Raw genomic sequence first — 14906 nt, 5'->3', positions numbered from 1 at the left:
GCGACAGACTGTGGGCACAATTGGTTTCGGCGTCGGACAGCGTGCAACGGATGGGGAGGCAGGGACGACGGTGGCGGAACGGAGTACGGCTGCCGTCGACGTGGCAGACAACAGCGGTGAGCAGCCGCTGACCGCCAAGGCGGACCAGTCCACGTCCGACGGGGCGGCCAAGAACCCGGAGCGGGACACGGACAGCGACAAGGCGCAGGGGAGCAGCGAAGCCGAAGGTCCCGGCCGGAAGGCCTCGCCTCCGGAACTGCACAGCGGTCACAAGCTCGCCAGACGCTACCGGCTGGAGGAGTGCGTCACCCGTCTGGACGGATTCAGCAGTTGGCGTGCGGTCGACGAGAAACTCCGTCGTGCCGTCGGCGTCCATGTGCTGCCCGCGGACCATCCCCGGGCCCGGTCCGTGCTTGCCGCCGCCCGTTCCTCCGCGCTGCTCGGCGATCCGCGCTTCGTCCAGGTCCTGGACGCCGTCGAGGAGAACGACCTCGTCTACGTCGTCCACGAGTGGCTGCCCGATGCCACCGAGCTGTCCACGCTCCTGGCCGGTGGCCCGCTGGAGCCGCACGACGCCTACCAGATGGTCAGTCAGGTCGCCTCGGCCATGGCTGCCGCGCACCGGGAGGGCCTCGCCCATCTGCGGCTGAACCCGAACGCCGTACTGCGCGCCTCCACGGGCCAGTGGCGCATCCGCGGCCTCGCCGTGAACGCGGCGCTGCGGGGCATCAGCTCCGACACCCCGCAGCGCACCGACACCGAGGCGATCGGCGCCCTGCTGTACGCGGCGCTGACCCTGCGCTGGCCGTACGACAACGACGCGTACGGCCTGTCCGGTCTCCCCAAGGACCTCGGCCTCATCCCCCCGGACCAGGTACGGGCCGGTGTGCACCGCGGCCTGTCCGAGCTGGCCATGCGCGCCCTCGCCAACGACGGGGCCACGGCGTCACGGCACGAGACTCCGTGCACCACGCCGGAGGAGCTGGTGAAGGCGATCGGCGAGATGCCGCGCATCCGCCCGCCGGAGCCGGCGTTCACGGCGCCGCCGGAGTACCAGCGCACGACGTACCAGCAGGGCACCTACGGCCGCCAGTCGCCCCGTCCCGGGGCCACGCAGCCGATCGCGCCCCCGCCGCCCCCGCTGCAGAGCCGCACCGGCAAGGCCCTGAAGTGGGCGGTGTCGGCGCTTCTCATCGCGGCCCTCGGTCTGGGCAGCTGGCAGCTGGCTGACGCCCTGATGGACCAGGGCGACAAGTCGGACGACACCCACCAGAGCCAGACGACGGACAACGGCGACAAGAACGCCGCGAAGCCGAAGCCGGTTCCGATAGCGATCCAGGGCAGCCAGGAGTTCGTCGCCCAGTACGGCCCTCAGAACGCCGGTGCCGAATCCAAGACCTACGACGGCGACGCGTCGACGTACTGGAAGACCAAGAGCTTCGACGAGGGCCCGCCGATCGCGCCGTACAAGCCGGGCGTCGGCATCGTGTACGACCTCGGCTCGGCGAAGCAGCTCAGCACCGCCACTCTCGACCTGCGCTACGGCGGTGACCACACGACGGTCGAGCTGTACGCTGCGGACTCGCTGACGCCGGCGTCACTGGACTCGATGACGAAGATCGGCAGCGTCACGACCACGGGCACCACTGCCACGGTGAAGGCCACCAAGTCGGTCAAGTCGCAGTACGTCCTCGTCTGGCTGACGGCCGTGCCGAATTCGGGCTACGACGCCACCTTGTACGCCAGTCCCGGCTACAAGCAGGCCATCGGCGAAGTGAAGTTCACGGGCTGACGTCTCACCCGGACCGGAGGGGCAGATGGCGGAGGGCGCCGGATACGACGGCGTGGGCGACAGGGACCTGCTGGCCCGCCACGTGAAAGGCGACCCCGAGGCCTTCGGCGAGATCGTGCGGCGGCATCGGGACCGGCTCTGGGCGGTCGCCCTGCGAACCCTGGGGGACCGCGAGGAGGCCTCTGACGCGGTCCAGGACGCCCTGGTGTCGGCCTACCGGGCCGCCCACACCTTCCGCGGCCAGTCGGCCGTCACGACCTGGCTGCACCGGATCACGGTGAACGCCTGTCTGGACCGGGTACGCAAGGCGGCCTCACGGAAGACGGCACCGGTCGACGACACCGAGCGGCTGGAGCAGCTGCTGGAGCCGCACGAGTCCGCCTCGGCACCCGCCGAGCGGAAGGACGTGCACCGCCAGCTCCTCGAGGCGCTCGGCACCCTGCCGCCCGAGCAGCGGGCCGCTCTGGTCCTGGTGGACATGCAGGGCTATCCCGTGGCGGAGGCCGCGCGGATCCTGGAGGTGCCGACGGGGACGGTGAAGAGCCGGTGCGCCCGGGGGCGGGCCAGGCTGCTTCCTCTGCTCACGCATCTACGGCCCGAGGGAGCCGGAAGCCCACGATCGGGCAGCGGCGAGCCCGGGAAAGAAAAGGACCCGGAACGGAACCGGGGACAAGGGCCATCCGTCCCACCGGCGACGGGGTCACCGAGCGGACATCCCAGGAGCACGGGACCGAGTGGTTCAGCCGTAGTGAAGGGCGGAGGTGGGCGAGCGTGACTTCCTCGACAGACACGGCCGGGCACCCGGACGTCGCGGAGATCTCCGACCTCACCGAGGGCCTGCTCCCACCTGACCGCAGTACCGATGTGCGGCTCCACCTGGACGCCTGTGAGGCGTGTGCGGACATGTACGCCTCCCTGGAGGAGATCCGGGGGCTGCTGGGGTCCGTACCGGCCCCGGAGCGTATGCCGGACGACGTGACCGCGCGGATCGAGGCAGCCCTTGCCGCCGAGGCGCCACTGGACACCCAAGGCGCAGACACAGCGGGTCATGTTTCACGTGAAACATCGGTCACGGCCGACCGTCCCACCGGGCATGCGCGTGCGGCGACCGGGCCGGGACGCAAGGCACATGAGCGCGGCCGACGCCGCAGCCGGCTCGTCCTGGGCGCTGTTCTCACCGCCGCTGTCCTGGGCGCCGGAACTCTGGTCGTGACCTCGCTCCGCGGCAACACCGACCACACGACGGCACACAGGACGCCGACCGCGTCCGCCGGCACCTTCTCGGGCGACAGCGTGCAGAACCAGGTGCACGGACTCCTCGTCACGAAGAAGGGGCTGCCGCAAAGCAGCGAGAAGCCCCGGCTGGGCACCGAGAGCGAGTCGGGCACACCGCGCTCGACAGAGGGCCCGAACACGTTGATCCAGACCGAGGTCCCCGTTCCCGACTGTGTCCGGCAGGCGCTCGGCCAGAGCCCTGACGTCCTGGGCGCCAAGACGGGCACGTACGGAGGGAAGGCTGCCTACCTCGTCGTCGTGGCCGATTCCCAGGACAGCAAGCGGGTCACGGCCTACGTGGTCGACGCGATCTGCGTCCAGCAGCAACCTGCTTCCGTCGGCAGGGTTCTGCTGAAGCAATCCGTCGCGCGTCACTGAGTCTGCTGGAACACTTCTTCGGTCGTCCCCGGCCACGCGTGTGCCCGGACACACCGGGAATGCGGGCCCCGTAGGATCCGTTGGGTGGGGTGGGAGTCCCGAAAGGGTCTTCCACCGGTCGACTGACGCAGACCAGAGACGAGGAATCAAGCCGTGAGCGACGTCCGTAACGTGATCATCATCGGCTCCGGGCCCGCAGGCTACACGGCGGCGCTCTACACCGCCCGTGCGTCGCTGAAGCCCCTGGTGTTCGAAGGCGCCGTCACCGCGGGTGGCGCCCTGATGAACACCACCGAGGTGGAGAACTTCCCGGGCTTCCGCGACGGCATCATGGGCCCCGACCTCATGGACAACATGCGCGCCCAAGCCGAACGCTTCGGCGCCGAGCTGGTCCCGGACGACATCGTCTCCGTCGATCTGACCGGTGAGATCAAGAAGGTCACCGACACCGCGGGCACGGTCCACGAGGCCAAGGCCGTCATCGTGACCACCGGCTCGCAGCACCGCAAGCTGGGCCTGCCGAACGAGGACGCGCTCTCGGGCCGTGGCGTCTCCTGGTGCGCCACCTGCGACGGGTTCTTCTTCAAGGACCACGACATCGCCGTGATCGGCGGCGGCGACACCGCGATGGAGGAGGCCACCTTCCTGTCGCGCTTCGCCAAGTCGGTGACGATCGTCCACCGGCGGGACACCCTGCGCGCCTCCAAGGCGATGCAGGAGCGCGCCTTCGGCGACCCGAAGATCAAGTTCGTGTGGGACAGCGAGGTCGCCGAGGTCCAGGGCGACCAGAAGCTCTCCGGGCTGAAGCTGCGCAACGTCAAGACCGGCGAGCTGTCCGACCTGCCCGTGACGGGTCTCTTCATCGCGATCGGCCACGACCCGCGCACCGAGCTGTTCAAGGGCCAGCTGGACCTGGACGAGGAGGGCTACCTGAAGGTCGCCGCTCCGTCCACCCGCACCAATGTGACCGGTGTCTTCGCCGCCGGTGACGTGGTCGATCACACCTACCGCCAGGCGATCACCGCAGCGGGTACCGGCTGCTCCGCGGCTCTGGACGCCGAGCGCTTCCTCGCCGCTCTCGCGGACGAGGAGCAGGCGGAGCCCGAGAAGACCGCCGTCTGACCTTCCCCTTCCCCCGCCTCACCGCACGAGCAAGCTAAGGAGCCCACCGTGGCCGGCAACCTGAAGATTGTTACCGACGACTCCTTCGATCAGGAAGTCCTCAAGAACGAGAAGCCCGTTCTGGTGGACTTCTGGGCAGCCTGGTGCGGACCGTGCCGCCAGATCGCGCCGTCCCTGGAGGCGATCGCCGCCGAGTACGGTGACAAGATCGAGATCGTCAAGCTCAACATCGACGAGAACCCCGGCACGGCCGCCAAGTACGGCGTCATGTCCATCCCGACCCTGAACGTCTACCAGGGCGGCGAGGTTGCCAAGACCATCGTCGGCGCCAAGCCCAAGGCCGCGCTCCTCCGCGACCTCGAAGAGTTCATCACCAAGTGACGTTTCACGTGAAACACGAATGGGCCGACCCTCTCGGGTTGGCCCATTCGCCATAGTGGCCTCAGCTACAGCGGCCTCAGCGCCGGCTCCTTCTGGACGGCCCCCAGGAGCCGGTCGAGGGCCAGTTCCACGTCTTCCTTCCAGGAGAGCGTGGACCGCAGCTCCAGCCTCAGCCGGGGGTGCGTGGGATGCTGCCGGACCGTCTTGAACCCCACAGCCAGCAGATGGTCGGCGGGCAGCAGACACGCGGGATGTTCCCAACGGGAGTCACCGAACGCCTCGATCGCCTTGAACCCCCGGCGCAGCAGATCCTTGGCGACCGTCTGCACCAGGACCCGGCCCAGCCCCTGGCCCTGATAGCCGGGCATGACGAACGCCGTCATCAACTGGACGGCGTCCGGTGAGAGGGGACTCGTGGGGAAGGCCGTCGAGCGCGGCACATAAGCCGGCGGGGCATAGAGAACGAAACCCGCCGGGACGTCATCGACGTACACCACCCGGCCGCACGATCCCCAGTCCAGCAGGACGGCGGAGATCCAGGCTTCCTTCTCCATCGCGGCTGTGCCCGCCTTCAGCGCCGCTTCGCCGCTGACGGGATCCAGTTCCCAGAAGACGCAGGAGCGACACCGGTGGGGAAGGTCCTGAAGGTTGTCCAGAGTGAGCGGCACGAGCCGACGCCCCATGAAGGCTGATCCTCGCTTCCTTCGCCCGCCGCATCACGAGCGGCTGCCAGAGAGGTCCGTTCCCTGAGGAGACTGCCGACGAATCCGCCGGCCACTCCGAGGCTCAGGCCCGCGCTCAGCAGTCCGATGCGGCTCATCGATCGCATGGCCCCCGTCTCCCCACTCACAGATGCAGCTGCTGTCCGGTGGTTGTGCCATACCTGATCGCATCGTATCCACGATGGGATTCACTCGATACCGCCTCAAAGCAAAGAGCGGACCGTGTTCCGGTACACACCGGACACGGCCCGCTCCACTGCACCGACGGGCGGTACCGCCCGAGGATCAGTCGTGCAGTTCCTCGTCGTCGCTCTCCTGAAGGCTCTTCTGGAGAGCCAGCTTCTCGCCCGGGGCGAGCGAACTGAGGATCCTCTCAAGATCGTCCGCAGAGGCGAACTCGACGGTGATCTTGCCCTTCTTCTGACCCAGCTCGACCTTCACCCGGGTCTCGAAGCGGTCCGAGAGACGTGTGGCCAGCTCGCTCAGCGCCGGAGAAGGCACGGAACCGGCCCGGGGGCCCCGGGACCGTGATGCCTTCTGAGGGCGCGAGCCCATCAGCGTCACGATCTCTTCCACGGACCGCACCGAAAGTCCTTCGGCCACGATCCGGTGCGCCAGCCGGTCCTGCTCCTCGGAGTCCTCGACGGCCAGCAGAGCCCGCGCGTGGCCGGCCGAGAGCACCCCGGCGGCCACCCGCTTCTGGACGGTCGGGGACAGCTTCAGCAGACGCAGGGTGTTGGAGACCTGCGGGCGGGAGCGCCCGATCCGGTCGGCCAGCTGGTCGTGCGTGCAGTTGAAGTCCTTCAGCAGCTGGTCGTAGGCAGCTGCCTCTTCGATCGGGTTCAGCTGCGCACGGTGCAGGTTCTCCAGCAACGCGTCCAGGAGGAGCTTCTCGTCGTCCGTGGCCCGCACGATGGCCGGGATGGCGTCCAGACCCGCCTCACGGCAGGCGCGCCAACGACGCTCGCCCATGATCAGCTCATAGCGGCCGGTCCCCAGCTGCCGCACCACGACGGGCTGCAGGAGACCGACCTCCTGGATGGAGGTGACCAGTTCCTGGAGTGCGTCCTCGTCGAAGATCTCACGCGGCTGACGCGGGTTGGGCGTGATGGCGTCCAGGGGGATCTCGGCGAAGTGGGCCCCCATGGGAGGCGCGGGCACCTCCGCGGCCGGGCTCGCCGGAGCCATCTCGGTCTCGTGTGCCACGGGCGGCAGCGTGGCCACCTTGGCAGCGGCCACTCCACGGTCGCTCGTCAGCACCGGGACGGCTGCGGGGGAGGCGGACGCTCCACCCCCCAACGCCGCCGGGGTCGGCGTCTTCTCGGTCGGGGCAGCGGGGATCAGTGCGCCGAGACCACGGCCCAGCCCCCTCCGTCGCTCGCTCACTGGATCCCCTCCACCATGTTCGGGTCGTTCTGAGCGCCGATGTGGGCCTGGCTCGCGTCGTAGCTGATGCCGATGCCCTTCAGCGCAATTTCTCGGGCCGCCTCAAGATACGAGAGGGCGCCGCTCGATCCTGGATCGTAAGTCAGCACCGTCTGCCCGTAGCTCGGCGCCTCGGAGATACGGACCGAGCGGGGAATGCTCGTCCGCAGCACCTCGTCGCCGAAATGGGTGCGCACCTCTTCCGCGACCTGGGAGGCGAGACGCGTCCGGCCGTCGTACATGGTGAGCAGGATGGTCGACACATGCAGGGTGGGGTTGAGGTGCCCCCGCACCAGGTCGACGTTGCGAAGCAGCTGCCCCAGTCCCTCCAGCGCGTAGTACTCGCACTGGATCGGGATGAGGACCTCCTGGCCCGCGACGAGCGCATTGACCGTCAGCAGGCCGAGCGAGGGCGGGCAGTCGATGAGGATGTAGTCCAACGGCTGCTCGTAGGCCTGGATGGCCCGCTCCAGGCGGCTCTCCCGGGCCACCAGGGACACCAGCTCGATCTCCGCACCAGCGAGATCGATGGTGGCGGGGGCACAGAAGAGGCCTTCGACATCCGGGACAGGCTGGACGACCTCGGCCAGAGGCTTGCTCTCCACCAACACGTCGTAGATGGACGGCACATCGGCGTGGTGGTCGATCCCGAGAGCCGTGGACGCGTTGCCCTGCGGGTCGAGGTCGATCACCAGGACGCGGCCACCGTGCAGAGCCAGCGAAGCGGCAAGGTTGACGGTCGTCGTCGTCTTGCCCACGCCGCCCTTCTGGTTGGCGACCACGATGACTCGGGTCTGCTCCGGTCGCGGCAGGCCTTCGCCGGCGCGGCCGAGAGCCTCCACCGCCAGTTGGGCCGCACGACCGATGGGAGTGTCGTCCATCGGGGGCGGTGTTTCACGTGAAACATCCGCCCCCATCGACTCGGTACGGGGACCGGGGACCGGATCGGTCATCGGTCCCGCGATGTTGGCGTCGGACCGCAAGGATTCACTCTCCTCGACTTCAGGCTCGCAATGAACAGAGCCTCCCATGCCTTCGGGGTCGTGAACCAGTGAGCCCTGGCGTTCTGTGGAGAAATCCACCTCTGTGGACAACTCCGTGCCCCTGGAGGGGGACGAAGTCTCCGTCGAGACAGGATCCTCCGTGAGTGATCCAAGAGGCTTCCGGTCGCGTGGTTCGGCCGCGGCGCGACCACGACTGATGATGCCGTGCAGCAGAGAGCGACGTTTCACGTGAAACACGATGCACAGCGGCTGCGACCGGACCTTCGCGACACTCCGGCTTGCGTAGGTTTGGAAGCTTGTGTGGAGTACGTCTCGTCGTCAGGACGGATCAGCGACGGCGACGAACGCGACCGGTACGGGCCGCCTTGGCACGCTTCGCGGCGAAGCGCACACCACCCGGGCTCTCCCCGACCTCGACCCGCACCACCGTGGACAGCGGGTCCACCACGCCCTCACCCACATGCACGATGGACGTCTCCACCGCGCCGAGCTTGCTGAGAGCCGTGGCCGCGGCCTTCAGCTCCTCCTCGGCGGTGTCGCCCTTGAGTGCGAGCATCTCGCCGTACGGGCGCAGCAGCGGAATCCCCCAGGTGGCCAGACGGTCCAGCGGCGCAACGGCCCGCGCCGTCACCACGTGCACCGGCGGCAACTTACCGAGGACCTCCTCGGCACGGCCGCGCACCACGGTGACGTGGTCCAGGCCGAGCAGCTCGACGACCTCCGTGAGGAAGTTGGTACGCCTCAGCAAGGGCTCCAGCAGGGTGATGTTCAGGTCGTCGCGGACCAGGGCCAGCGGGATACCCGGCAGCCCGGCGCCGGAGCCGACGTCGCAGACCGTCACCCCTTGCGGCACGGCCTCGGAGAGCACCGCGCAGTTCAGCAGGTGCCGCTCCCACAGGCGGGGCACTTCCCGCGGGCCGATCAGACCGCGCTGCACGCCTGCCTCGGCGAGCAGTTCCGCATAGCGGACCGCATCGGCGAAGCGATCACCAAACACTTCCCGAGCCTGCTCGGGCGCGGGGGGAAGCTCCGCTGCCTCCGTCACGGGGACCGTCCTTCCGTACAGCGCCGGCGCTTCGCGCGTCGGCCACCAGAACTACCAGGCTGACAAAGTTCGGCCCCGCCTGCTCAACAGACGGGGCCGGTGGGATGGGGAGCCGATCAGGCCGGCAGCACGACGACGAAGCGCTGCGGCTCCTCGCCCTCGGACTCGCTGCGCAGCCCGGCGGCCTTGACCGCGTCGTGCACGACCTTGCGCTCGAACGGGGTCATCGGCTGCAGCTTCACGGGCTCACCGGTGTTCTTCGCCTCGGCGGCGGCCTTGGCACCCAGCTCGGACAGCTCGGACCGCTTCTTGGCCCGGTATCCCGCGATGTCCAGCATCAGCCGGCTGCGGTCGCCGGTCTCCCGGTGCACCGCCAGGCGCGTCAGCTCCTGCAGCGCCTCCAGCACCTCGCCGTCCCGGCCGACCAGCTTATGCAAGTCGCGGCCGCCGGTGTCGCTGATGATCGACACGGAGGCGCGGTCGGCCTCGACGTCCATGTCGATGTCGCCGTCGAGGTCGGCGATGTCCAGCAGACCCTCCAGGTAGTCCGCCGCGATCTCACCCTCCTGCTCCAGGCGGGTGAGGGTGTCTGCACCCTCGGCAGCGGCGGAGGTGGTGCCTTCCGTCACGGGCTGGGCTCCTTCTTACTTCTTGGACGGGGACTTGGGCCGCTGCGGGCCACCCTTGCGCTGCCCGGACTGGGCCTTGCTGCGGGTGCCGGAGCCGGGCTTCTGGGACTGCTGGGCAGCCTCGGGCTTGGCGTCCTGCGGCGTGTCGGACTTCTCCAGCGAGGGAGAGTCACCCACCTGCCGGGGGGCGGCGGTCTGACGCTGGGACTTGCTCTGGCGCTTGGGCTGCTGGCGCCGGGGACCGGTGGCCGTGGCCGTGGTGGTGCCGACCTCGGCGCCTTCCTCGGTCTGCGCCGCGGCCTGGGCCGCGCTCTTCGACACGGTGCCGTCGGGCTGGGCGGCGAGGCCGGCCTTGTTCAGCGCGTTGATGAACTTGCGCTCGAACTCGTTGCGGTCGCGGCCCTTGGTGACGATCGCCTTGACGATGGCCTTCTCGCTGCGCCGGCGAACCTTGCCGTGCTGCGTGACGTGCTTGGTCAGGCGCTCCAGGTAGGAGGCCTGGGCCTTGGAACCCGGGGTCGGGTTGTTGTGGATGACGTACATCTGCTGGCCCATGGTCCACACGTTGGTGGTCAGCCAGTAGACGAGGACACCGACCGGGAAGTTCACACCGAAAACGGCGAACATGACCGGGAAGACGTACATCAGCATCTTCTGCTGCTGCATGAACGGCGTCTTCACCGTGGTGTCGACGTTCTTGGTCATCAGCTGGCGCTGCGTGTAGAACTGCGACGCCGACATCAGCACGATCATGATCGCGGTCACGACGCGGACGTCGGTGAGCGAGGCGTGGAGCGCGGTGACCTGCTCCTCGCTGCTGAAGAACTTCGCGGCCAGCGGGGCGCCGAAGATGTGCGCCTTCCGCGCGCTCTCGAGCAGGCCCTCGTCGATGACGCCGATCTGCTTGCCGGACGCGATGCCGTTGAGCACGTGGTACAGGGCGAAGAAGAACGGGGACTGCGCCAGGATGGGAAGGCACGAGGAGAGCGGGTTGGTACCCGACTCCTTGTACAGCTTCATCATCTCTTCGGACTGACGCTGCCGGTCGTTCTTGTAGCGCTCCTGGATCTTCTTCATCTCCGGCTGGAGCGTCTGCATCGCGCGAGTCGCCTTGATCTGCTTCACGAAAAGCGGGACCAGGCAAATGCGGATCAGGATCACCAGAGACACGATGGACAGGCCCCAGGCCCACCCGGTGTCAGGTCCGAAGATCGTCCCGTACACCGTGTGGAACTGGACGATGACCCAGGAGACGGGCCAGGTGATGAAACTGAAGAGGCTGGCAATCGTGTCCACTAATCATGCTCCTTGGGCATGGGACGAGGTCTCTGCGGCCGGGCCCGAAGGAGACTCCCGATGAAGCTTCGCTTCGGTGGCCGGTTCGGCGGCGGAGGGCCCCGCCTTGCGTGCGCGCCAAGCGTTGCGCAGCATTTCGTGCCACCGCGGGCGCTTGCGCGGCGGAACATGGTCCACACCACCCAGCGACCACGGATTGCACCGGAGGATGCGCCAGGCGGTGAGTGCCGTTCCCTTGACCGCACCGTGCCGGTCGATGGCCGTGTAGCCGTAGTGGGAGCACGACGGGTAGTACTTGCACACCGGCCCCAGCAGCGGACTGATCGTCCACTGGTACAGCTTGATCAGAGCCAGCAGCGGGTACTTCATCGCGCGCCCCCTCCCAGCAGCCGCTGAAGGGCGGCGTCCAGGTCTCGGGCCAGCTGTGCGTGGTCTGCGTCACCCGCTCCGGGCAGCGCTCGTACGACTACCAGGCTACCGGGGGGAAACAGGGCGACTCGGTCACGCATCAGATGGCGCAGTCTGCGCTTCACTGTGTTGCGCACGACCGCGCCACCCACGGCCTTGCTCACGACGAAACCCGCACGCGTCGAGGGAGCGCTCTCCCCAGGCGCGTGCGGGTCCGTGGCACCGCTACGAAGGTGGACGACGAGGGTCGGGCGGCCTGCCCGGCGGCCTCGTCGAACCGCGGTCGCGAAGTCCTCGCGCCGCCTCAGCCGGTTCTCGGTGGGCAGCACGATGTCATGACCTGATCGGGATCAGGCGGACAGGCTCGCGCGACCCTTGGCACGACGGTTCGCGAGAATCGCGCGGCCGGCGCGGGTGCGCATCCGCAGGCGGAAGCCGTGGGTCTTCGCGCGACGACGGTTGTTCGGCTGGAAGGTGCGCTTGCTCACTCGGGGGCTCCAGAAAGATTCGGTAGTGGCGGGGTGCCGTCCTGGCTGTCACCGTGCGCCCACGAGTAGCTCGCGTCACGCCCGATTGCACCGCTTCCCGATCACCTGACGCGATCTGTGCCCATCGGAGGCAGGCGGCAGCAGCCATCGACAACTCGACCTGGTTACGGTACGCGGGGCTACGCCATCCGGTCAAACCGGGGGTCACCGAGAGACACTATCCACAGGCTGGGGACAACAACTTGAACCGTACCGGCCGCGCTGACTACCGTGGCTGGACTCCGATTCGTTCCCTTATCCCCGCCCGACCTGATTTTCATCCCGACCCGTCCCTGAACCACACGTTCGTGGGACCCGTGAGAGAGCGTGCCCTGTGGCTGACGTACCTGCCGATCTTGCCGCAGTGTGGCCACGAGTACTGGAGCAGCTACTCGGGGAGGGCCGTGGTCAGGGTGTGGAGACCAAGGACGAGCACTGGATCCGGCGCTGCCAGCCGCTCGCGCTGGTCGCGGACACCGCTCTCCTCGCCGTGCCGAACGAATTCGCGAAGAACGTACTGGAGGGCCGTCTCGCTCCGATCGTCAGCGAGACCCTGAGCCGTGAGTGCGGCCGGCCCATCCGGATCGCGATCACCGTGGACGACTCGGCGGGCGAACCGCCGGCGCCCGCGGCGCCCCCCGCGCAGCAGTCGCCGAAGCCGCGCTACGAGGAGCCGGAGCTGCCCTCCGGCCCGTACGAGGGCTACGGCCGTCACCGCGGTGCCGACCAGCGTCCGGGTGCCGAGCCGCGCTCCGAGCAGCCTCCGTCCTCCCGGTCGGACCAGCTCCCCACGGCCCGCCCCGCCTACCCGTCCGAGTACCAGCGCCCCGAGCCCGGCGCCTGGCCGCGCCCCGGGCAGGACGAGTACAGCTGGCAGCAGCCCCGGCTCGGCTTCCCGGAGCGGGACCCGTACGCCTCCCCGTCGTCCCAGGACGCCTACGGTTCCGGGGCGGACGCCTACGGCACACCGCCCCAGGACTACCGCCCGCAGGCCATGGAGCGGCCGCCGTACGAGCAGCAGCGCGGCGAGTACGAGTCGCCGCGCGCGGACTACGAGCCGTCCCGCCCGGACTACGACGCCGCGCGTTCCGAGTACGACCGTTCCCGGACCGACTACGACCGCTCCCGTACCGAGTACGACCAGCGCGACCCGGTGCGCCGCGAGCTGCCCGAACCCCCGGCGCACCGCGGAGGCCCCGGCCGGCCGGACGCGTCCTCGACGGGTGCCCCCGCTCCGTCGGCCGCGCAGCCGGCCCCGGCGAGCGGCCCGGGCGAACCGACGGCACGGCTGAACCCCAAGTACCTGTTCGACACGTTCGTCATCGGCGCGTCCAACCGGTTCGCGCACGCGGCCGCGGTCGCGGTCGCCGAAGCGCCGGCGAAGGCGTACAACCCGCTGTTCATCTACGGGGAGTCGGGGCTCGGCAAGACGCATCTGCTCCACGCGATCGGGCACTACGCGCGCAGCCTCTACCCGGGCACCCGCGTGCGGTACGTCAGCTCGGAGGAGTTCACCAACGAGTTCATCAACTCCATCCGCGACGGCAAGGGCGACAGCTTCCGCAAGCGCTACCGCGAGATGGACATCCTGCTCGTCGACGACATCCAGTTCCTCGCGGACAAGGAGTCGACGCAGGAGGAGTTCTTCCACACCTTCAACACGCTCCACAACGCCAACAAGCAGATCGTGCTCTCCAGCGACCGGCCGCCCAAGCAGCTGGTCACGCTGGAGGACCGGCTGCGGAACCGTTTCGAGTGGGGCCTGATCACCGACGTCCAGCCGCCCGAGCTGGAGACGCGCATCGCGATCCTGCGCAAGAAGGCGGTGCAGGAGCAGCTCAACGCCCCGCCGGAGGTGCTGGAGTTCATCGCCTCCCGGATCTCGCGGAACATCCGGGAGCTGGAGGGCGCGCTGATCCGGGTGACGGCCTTCGCCTCGCTCAACCGGCAGCCGGTGGACCTGGGCCTGACGGAGATCGTCCTGAAGGACCTGATCCCCGGCGGCGAGGACAGCGCGCCGGAGATCACGGCCACGGCGATCATGGGGGCCACAGCGGACTACTTCGGGCTGACCGTGGAGGACCTGTGCGGCACCTCCCGTGGCCGCGCGCTGGTCACGGCCCGGCAGATCGCGATGTACCTGTGCCGTGAGCTGACGGATCTGTCGCTGCCGAAGATCGGTGCGCAGTTCGGCGGCCGCGACCACACGACCGTCATGCACGCCGACCGCAAGATCCGCGCGCTCATGGCGGAGCGGCGCTCGATCTACAACCAGGTCACCGAGCTGACCAACCGCATCAAGAACGGCTGAGCGCGCCGTACGCCGGCGCACGGGGCGCCTCGGGGAACGCATCCCCGGGGCGCCCTCCGGCGTTCCGGGGCCGATCCGCGGGACCGTCCGGGGTCCGCCTCCCGCCCTGCCGGAACGCCGTCCACACCGCCGCCGGCCGGCCCACCGGCACCACGCCCCCACCGGCACCGCGCCCCCGTCGCCGCCCGCCGATGCTCAAGAGGGCGCCCGGACACCTGCCCGACGCCCGCCGGACGGGCTGCCCGAGGACCACGAGCCGGGCTCTGTCCGAGGACCACGAGCCGGGCTGTCCGAGCGCCGCCCGACGCCCGCCCGACGCCCGTCCGACCCCTGCGACGACCCTCCGGCGCGCCCCTCGGAGGCCCCCAAAGGCCCCTCCGAAGCCCCTTCGGCGCTCCTCGCGCCCGTCCCCGGTGCCGCGCTCAGCCCTGTGCGCCGTTCCTCCCCGGCCATCCGGTGTTCGATTACTTGCCTGGTTACGGCCACTCTCCACAGATTCGGTGACTTTCTTCCGTCCACATCCTGGGGACTGTGGAGTTGTCCCGAACTGCGTCCACAGGGAAGCTGGTTCCAGCCCGACGGCCCAGCTCA

At 69.0% G+C, this 14906-nt stretch carries 15 protein-coding genes; 6 read left to right on the top strand and 9 right to left on the bottom strand.

The window, feature by feature from the left end; translation table 11 throughout:
- Positions 1–70 precede the first annotated feature (70 nt).
- The 5 genes from FHS34_RS21515 to trxA all read left to right on the top strand — a co-directional run bounded on the left by FHS34_RS21515 (position 71) and on the right by trxA (position 4948).
- A complete protein-coding gene (locus tag FHS34_RS21515) occupies positions 71–1792 on the top strand; it encodes a protein kinase family protein (protein WP_184967832.1) in 1722 nt (573 codons plus the stop codon).
- A 25-nt stretch (positions 1793–1817) separates the two neighbouring features.
- Entirely contained in the window at positions 1818–2567 is a 750-nt protein-coding gene (gene sigM, locus FHS34_RS21510; RefSeq protein ID WP_184967830.1) for an RNA polymerase sigma factor SigM, read from the top strand.
- On the top strand, positions 2564–3445 hold the full coding sequence (locus FHS34_RS21505; RefSeq protein ID WP_184967828.1) for an anti-sigma factor family protein: 882 nt from the start codon (positions 2564–2566) through the stop codon (positions 3443–3445). Before sigM ends, FHS34_RS21505 begins: the two co-directional genes overlap by 4 nt.
- A 153-nt stretch (positions 3446–3598) precedes the next feature.
- Positions 3599–4567: a thioredoxin-disulfide reductase gene (gene trxB, locus FHS34_RS21500; protein WP_184967826.1), complete on the top strand. Its 969-nt coding sequence runs from the start codon at positions 3599–3601 to the stop codon at positions 4565–4567.
- 48 nt (positions 4568–4615) lie between these two features.
- Positions 4616–4948 carry a thioredoxin gene (gene trxA, locus FHS34_RS21495; RefSeq protein ID WP_184967824.1) on the top strand — a complete coding sequence of 111 codons (333 nt, stop codon included), beginning with the start codon at positions 4616–4618 and terminating at the stop codon, positions 4946–4948.
- A gap of 65 nt (positions 4949–5013) precedes the next feature.
- Here trxA and FHS34_RS21490 read toward each other — a convergent pair whose 3' ends face one another.
- From FHS34_RS21490 to rpmH, 9 genes are all read right to left on the bottom strand, one after another.
- On the bottom strand, positions 5014–5631 hold the full coding sequence (locus FHS34_RS21490; protein WP_184967822.1) for a GNAT family N-acetyltransferase: 618 nt from the start codon (positions 5629–5631) through the stop codon (positions 5014–5016).
- A gap of 324 nt (positions 5632–5955) precedes the next feature.
- Complete coding sequence (locus tag FHS34_RS21485) at positions 5956–7056, bottom strand: ParB/RepB/Spo0J family partition protein (RefSeq protein ID WP_184967820.1); 1101 nt, start codon at positions 7054–7056, stop codon at positions 5956–5958.
- A complete protein-coding gene (locus FHS34_RS21480) occupies positions 7053–8126 on the bottom strand; it encodes a ParA family protein (RefSeq protein ID WP_184968117.1) in 1074 nt (357 codons plus the stop codon). Before FHS34_RS21480 ends, FHS34_RS21485 begins: the two co-directional genes overlap by 4 nt.
- 301 nt (positions 8127–8427) lie before the next feature.
- Positions 8428–9144 carry a 16S rRNA (guanine(527)-N(7))-methyltransferase RsmG gene (rsmG, locus tag FHS34_RS21475; protein ID WP_184967818.1) on the bottom strand — a complete coding sequence of 239 codons (717 nt, stop codon included), beginning with the start codon at positions 9142–9144 and terminating at the stop codon, positions 8428–8430.
- A 116-nt stretch (positions 9145–9260) separates the two neighbouring features.
- Positions 9261–9773 carry a Jag family protein gene (locus FHS34_RS21470; protein ID WP_184967816.1) on the bottom strand — a complete coding sequence of 171 codons (513 nt, stop codon included), beginning with the start codon at positions 9771–9773 and terminating at the stop codon, positions 9261–9263.
- Between the two features lie 15 nt (positions 9774–9788).
- Positions 9789–11069 carry a membrane protein insertase YidC gene (gene yidC, locus FHS34_RS21465; RefSeq protein ID WP_184967814.1) on the bottom strand — a complete coding sequence of 427 codons (1281 nt, stop codon included), beginning with the start codon at positions 11067–11069 and terminating at the stop codon, positions 9789–9791.
- A 3-nt stretch (positions 11070–11072) separates the two neighbouring features.
- Entirely contained in the window at positions 11073–11438 is a 366-nt protein-coding gene (yidD, locus tag FHS34_RS21460) for a membrane protein insertion efficiency factor YidD (RefSeq protein WP_184967812.1), read from the bottom strand.
- The gene (gene rnpA / locus FHS34_RS21455) at positions 11435–11806 is read right to left on the bottom strand and encodes a ribonuclease P protein component (RefSeq protein WP_184967810.1); all 372 of its coding nucleotides are present in this window, start codon (positions 11804–11806) and stop codon (positions 11435–11437) included. The genes yidD and rnpA overlap by 4 nt, the downstream gene beginning before the upstream one ends.
- A gap of 21 nt (positions 11807–11827) precedes the next feature.
- The gene (gene rpmH, locus FHS34_RS21450; RefSeq protein ID WP_015659252.1) at positions 11828–11965 is read right to left on the bottom strand and encodes a 50S ribosomal protein L34; all 138 of its coding nucleotides are present in this window, start codon (positions 11963–11965) and stop codon (positions 11828–11830) included.
- A 373-nt stretch (positions 11966–12338) separates the two neighbouring features.
- On the opposite strand from rpmH, the gene dnaA reads away from it, so the two are divergent.
- Positions 12339–14315, top strand: coding sequence for a chromosomal replication initiator protein DnaA (gene dnaA / locus FHS34_RS21445; RefSeq protein ID WP_184967808.1), 1977 nt, complete (start codon positions 12339–12341; stop codon positions 14313–14315).
- The last annotated feature ends 591 nt before the right edge of the window (positions 14316–14906 follow it).

Origin of the sequence: Streptomyces echinatus (assembly GCF_014203595.1) — a bacterium.
Lineage (GTDB): Bacteria > Actinomycetota > Actinomycetes > Streptomycetales > Streptomycetaceae > Streptomyces > Streptomyces echinatus.
Note: the sequence above shows the minus strand (reverse complement) of the source record. Positions and strands in the feature narration are given on the sequence as shown.

Coding starts and splice junctions, on each gene's coding strand:
- FHS34_RS21490 (WP_184967822.1), bottom strand. CDS start 5,631: ATGGGGCGTCGGCTCGTGCCGCTCACTCTGGACAACCTTCAGGACCTT.
- yidD (WP_184967812.1), bottom strand. CDS start 11,438: ATGAAGTACCCGCTGCTGGCTCTGATCAAGCTGTACCAGTGGACGATC.
- FHS34_RS21480 (WP_184968117.1), bottom strand. CDS start 8,126: ATGGGAGGCTCTGTTCATTGCGAGCCTGAAGTCGAGGAGAGTGAATCC.
- sigM (WP_184967830.1), top strand. CDS start 1,818: ATGGCGGAGGGCGCCGGATACGACGGCGTGGGCGACAGGGACCTGCTG.